Raw genomic sequence first — 3977 nt, 5'->3', positions numbered from 1 at the left:
GCAAGATCGAGTTCGAGCTGCGCTATGAATTCGCCAACGGCGCGCTGGAGCTGGTGATCAGCCCGGTGTTCGACCGCATCGCCAACACGCTGGTCGATTCGTTCGTCAAGCGGGCGGAACAGGTGCATGGACCCCGCTGATCCCGTCGAGCTGGCGATCGAGGTCGCCTGGAGCCCGCAGGCGGGCGAGGTGAGGGTGGTGCCGCTGCGGCTGYCCGCCGGCAGCACGGTGCACGATGCGCTGCGGCAGGGCGGTGTGCTGGAGGCCGGCTCGGGGATGGACCTGACGCACTGCCGGATCGGCGTCTGGGGCCACCTGCGCGAGCTGGGCGATGTGCTGCGGGACCGCGACCGGGTGGAGGTCTGGCGCGCGCTGCGCGTCGATCCCAAGGAGGCGAGGCGCCAGCGCTCCAGACGAGGCTGACGGTCCCTCGCTGGCGGCTTACTTGCAGTCGGACGCGATGATGTCGCGGGTGCGCTTGGTCTCGTCGGCGCGGCCCTTGTCGTCGAGGATCTCGCGTTCGCCGTTGGCGTTCGTGCGTGCCATGCGGATGCCGTCTTCGAGCGTCTTCAGCTGCCCCTTGGCGCGCGTGCAGTTCTCGGCGCGCACGGCGGCGAGCTTCTCTTCCTCGGCCTTGCGCTTGGCGGCGTCGTCCTGCTCGGTCTTGCGGCGCTTGGCCTCGAGGTCCGGGTCGACCAGCTTCGGGCCGCTGGCCGCGGCGGCTGCCGGCGTGGCCTCGGCCGGGGTCGTGCCCTGCATCGGCGCGCGGCGCGCGGCACCGGCCGGGCGCTGCAGGATGTCCTGCTCGGCGATGCTGCCGGGCGGCGGGATGTCGCTGTACTGCACGTGGCCCTTGCCGTCGCGCCATTTCCACTGGGCGAATGCCGTGCTGTGCAGGCCGATCGACAACACGGCGAGGAGGGCGCAGGCACCCAGCCTGGACGACGTGCGGGAAGGAATGAATTGCATGGCCGAAAGTGTAGTCGGCGTGACATGTGTGCAGGCGCGAGGCTCTGTCACCTTTTGTATGGCGAGGCCCGGTTGGCCGAGGATGGCCGTGAACTATTACCGCTTTGGCGCGGCAGGCATCGGCGCTGCCCATCGAAGGGGTCCGGACCCACGCCGTGAAGGGTGCGTCTGACATCCGTATAATTCGCTTTTGCGTCAGGAGTTTTTCTCATGCGCCTTCTTGGCAAAGCGCTCACCTTCGACGATGTGTTGTTGGTGCCAGCTTTCTCCCAGGTCCTGCCCCGCGACACCTCGCTCGCGACCCAGCTCTCCCGCAACATCCGCCTGAACCTTCCGCTCGTGTCCGCTGCGATGGACACCGTGACGGAAGCACGCCTCGCGATCGCGATCGCGCAGGAAGGCGGCATCGGGATCGTCCACAAGAACCTGTCACCGAAGCAGCAGGCTGCCGAGGTGGCGCGCGTGAAGCGCTATGAATCGGGCGTGCTGCGCGATCCGATCACCATCTCGCCCGGCGTGCCGGTGCGCGACGTGATCAACCTGTCGCGCCAGCACGGCATCTCGGGCTTCCCGGTGCTCGAGGACGGCAAGGTGGTCGGCATCGTGACCGGCCGCGACCTGCGCTTCGAGACCCGCATGGACATCCCGGTGCGCGAGATCATGACGCCGCGCGAGCGCCTGATCACGGTGCGCGACGGCGCCTCGCTGGCCGATGCCAAGGCGCTGATGCACAAGCACAAGCTGGAGCGCGTGGTGGTCGTCAACGACGCCTTCGAGCTGCGCGGCCTGTTCACCGTCAAGGACATCACCAAGCAGACCAACTTCCCGAACGCCGCGCGCGATTCGCACGGCAAGCTGCGCGTCGGCGCGGCGGTGGGCGTCGGTGAAGACACCGAAGAGCGCCTCGAGTTGCTGGTGCGGGCCGGCGTCGACGCGGTCGTCGTCGACACCGCCCACGGCCACAGCGCCGGCGTGCTCGACCGGGTGCGCTGGGTCAAGAAGAACTACCCGCAGGTCGATGTGATCGGCGGCAACATCGCCACCGGCGCGGCCGCGCTGGCGCTGGTGGAGGCGGGTGCCGACGGCGTGAAGGTCGGCATCGGCCCCGGCTCGATCTGCACCACCCGCATCGTCGCCGGTGTCGGCGTGCCGCAGATCATGGCGATCGACAACGTCGCCTCCGCGCTGAAGGGCACCGGCGTGCCGCTGATCGCCGACGGCGGCATCCGCTACTCGGGCGACATCGCCAAGGCCATCGCGGCCGGCGCCTGCACCGTGATGATGGGCGGCATGTTCGCCGGCACCGAAGAGGCGCCGGGCGAGATCGTGCTGTTCCAGGGCCGCAGCTACAAGAGCTACCGCGGCATGGGCTCGATCGGTGCGATGCAGCAGGGCTCGGCCGACCGCTACTTCCAGGACAACACCGGCGCCAACCCGAACGCCGACAAGCTGGTTCCGGAAGGCATCGAGGGCCGCGTGCCGTACAAGGGCTCGATGGTCAGCATCGTGTTCCAGATGGCCGGCGGCCTGCGCGCCTCGATGGGCTATTGCGGCTGCCCGACGATCGACGACATGCGCGACCGCGCCGAGTTCGTCGAGATCACGTCGGCCGGCATCCGCGAGAGCCACGTGCACGACGTGCAGATCACGAAGGAAGCCCCCAACTACCGCATGGAGTGACGCCCGCACGCCGGGCGCCAGCGACCTTGACGACGAGTCCCACGACCGCGCCCGTGCAGCCGCCCGTCGGCCGCCCGGCGGCGATGCGCTTCATCCTGGTGACGGTGCTGATCGACATGATGGCGATCGGCCTGATCGTGCCGGTGCTGCCGGTGCTGGTCGGGGGCTTCACGGCCAACCCGGCCGAGCAGGCCTTCTGGTACGGCGCGGTCGCGTTCACCTTCGGCATCGCGAACTTCTTCAGCTCGCCGGTGCTCGGGGCGCTGTCCGACCGCTACGGCCGCCGGCCGGTGCTGCTGCTCGGCTTCTGCGGCTTCGCCTTCAGCTTCTTCGCGACGGCGCTCGCGACGCAGCTGTGGGTGCTGGTCGCGGTGCGGCTGGTGAGCGGCGCGCTGCAGGCGAACGCGGCGGTGGCGAACGCCTACGTGGCCGACATCACGCCGCCCGAAGACCGCGCGAAGCGCTTCGGCCAGCTCGGTGCGATGTTCGGCATCGGCTTCATCCTCGGGCCGGTGATGGGCGGGCTGCTCGGCGCCATCGACATCCATTACCCGTTCTTCGCGGCCGGCACGCTGGCACTGGTGAACCTGGTCTACGGGTACTTCGTGCTGCCTGAATCGCTGCCGCCGGAGCGCCGCAACAAGGACTCTATGCGCTCGCTGAACCCGGTGGCTGCACTGACGCACCTGGGCAGCCTGAAGGGCGTGGGCGGCCTGATCGCGGTGTCGGGCCTGTGCACGCTGGCGCAGTTCGTGTTGCACACCTCCTGGGTGCTGTACACCGGGCTGCGCTTCGACTGGGGCCCGCGCGAGAACGGCTGGTCGCTGTTCACGGTCGGCGTCGCGTCGGCGATCGTGCAGGGCATGCTGCTGCAGCGGCTGCTGAGGCGCTTCGGCGCGACGCGGCTGGCCACCATCGGCCTGGTGTCGAGCACGCTCGCCAACCTGGGCTGGGCGCTCGCGACCGAGGGCTGGATGATGTACGCGGTGATCGGCTTCAACGTGTTCGGCTTCACGGTGGCCGCGGCCATCCAGAGCATCGTCTCGAATGCCGCCGACCCCCGCACGCAGGGCCAGACCATGGGCGCGATGGCCGCGCTGACCAGCATGACCGCGGTGGTCGCCCCGGTGATCGGTGCCCCGCTGCTGGGCGTCGTCTCGCACCTGCCGCACAACGACTGGCGCGTCGGCGCGCCGTTCTTCTTCTGCAGCGCGTTGCTGGCGGTGGCCACCGCCGTCGCGATGCGTCATTTTTCCCGCCAGACCCTGTTGACCACGCCGGCCGCTGCCCCCAGCGCCGGTTGATGACACCTGACGACACCTGACACC

General features: G+C 69.3%; 4 protein-coding genes and 1 pseudogene. 4 read left to right on the top strand and 1 reads right to left on the bottom strand.

Annotation, left to right across the window (positions count from 1 at the left end; genetic code table 11):
- Both AC1D15_RS20745 and AC1D15_RS20740 read left to right on the top strand, forming a co-directional pair.
- Positions 1–140, top strand: a pseudogene (locus AC1D15_RS20745) (ubiquinone-binding protein); the annotation flags it as partial.
- Complete coding sequence (locus AC1D15_RS20740) at positions 127–423, top strand: RnfH family protein (RefSeq protein WP_477827452.1); 297 nt, start codon at positions 127–129, stop codon at positions 421–423. The pseudogene AC1D15_RS20745 and the gene AC1D15_RS20740, both read left to right, overlap by 14 nt.
- A gap of 18 nt (positions 424–441) precedes the next feature.
- On the opposite strand, the gene AC1D15_RS20735 is transcribed toward AC1D15_RS20740, so the two are convergent.
- Positions 442–969, bottom strand: coding sequence for a DUF4124 domain-containing protein (locus AC1D15_RS20735; protein WP_052213099.1), 528 nt, complete (start codon positions 967–969; stop codon positions 442–444).
- Positions 970–1179: 210 nt separating this feature from the next.
- Here AC1D15_RS20735 and guaB point away from each other — a divergent pair, with 210 nt between their 5' ends.
- Both guaB and AC1D15_RS20725 read left to right on the top strand, forming a co-directional pair.
- Positions 1180–2649 (top strand): IMP dehydrogenase, encoded by a 1470-nt coding sequence (guaB, locus tag AC1D15_RS20730; protein WP_477827451.1) that lies wholly within the window; start codon positions 1180–1182, stop codon positions 2647–2649.
- Between the two features lie 53 nt (positions 2650–2702).
- Entirely contained in the window at positions 2703–3953 is a 1251-nt protein-coding gene (locus AC1D15_RS20725; RefSeq protein ID WP_477827450.1) for an MFS transporter, read from the top strand.
- Positions 3954–3977 lie beyond the last annotated feature (24 nt).

The sequence above is a fragment of the Rhizobacter sp. P2_H2 genome (assembly GCF_056403375.1).
The sequence above is the reverse complement of the archived record's forward strand: the minus strand, read 5'-3'. Positions and strand labels throughout refer to the sequence as shown.